Below are 751 nucleotides of genomic sequence, written 5' to 3'. Positions count from 1 at the left end.
TCAATGGTCTTTCAAAAGGTGAGCCATCAGAAGCAGACGCTTCTATTCCCGCGAATATGCGTGGTCTGTCACTCATTCAAGTATCTGGAAAAGCAGATAAAAATTCCTTCAAACTAGCAAATGGCTACGTCACAATGGGTGCTTTGCCTTATAAATATGTCTTAAATGCCTATGGACCAACATCGAGTCTTGGGAAAGCAGAGCGTGCGCAAAGCCATTTAGGAGAAGTATCTCAACAATCAAAAGAAAAGGATTCAAAAACCGATACAACCCCCGTTGTATTAGGAGGAATGGTTTTAGGAATTGAGAATAATATAAAAAGTGAATCAACATCAAGTTCTGAGCAAGCAGAAAGCATACAAAGTCATTTGCGAGAAAATCAGAATTTCTGGGATTTCCGCTTGCAAAGTGCAACGCTCGATGATGAAGGAAGGATCAGAGCTCTTGTTCCTCAAGTGGCAAGCTATTTAGTCATGCCTACCGCTCTATTCTCAGCTGGATTGGCTGATGTAAACAATCAAAACACTTTACTGAACACGATGCAAGAAACAAGCTTTGAGACAAAAAATCATAAAAACAAAGGAATCCTTTTCTCGGCTTATGGCAATAAGGAGACATTATCCTCTCACCGTACGCCATTACAATATGGCTATGGTGCCGATATTCACTATGCTGCTTTACAAGCAGGCATTACATTAGCAGCTCTAGAAGATCAAAACATGACCACCAATTTTGGTCTTTTAGGGACATA

At 40.3% G+C, this 751-nt stretch carries 1 pseudogene; it reads left to right on the top strand.

Features of this window, described 5'->3' with window-relative positions:
* Positions 1 to 751: pseudogene (locus ACFINC_RS10565) on the top strand (hypothetical protein); the annotation flags it as partial.

The organism is Bartonella sp. AP58NXGY, from assembly GCF_042195785.1.
In the GTDB taxonomy this organism is placed as follows: domain Bacteria; phylum Pseudomonadota; class Alphaproteobacteria; order Rhizobiales; family Rhizobiaceae; genus Bartonella.
This window is presented reverse-complemented; position numbering and strand designations above follow the sequence as displayed.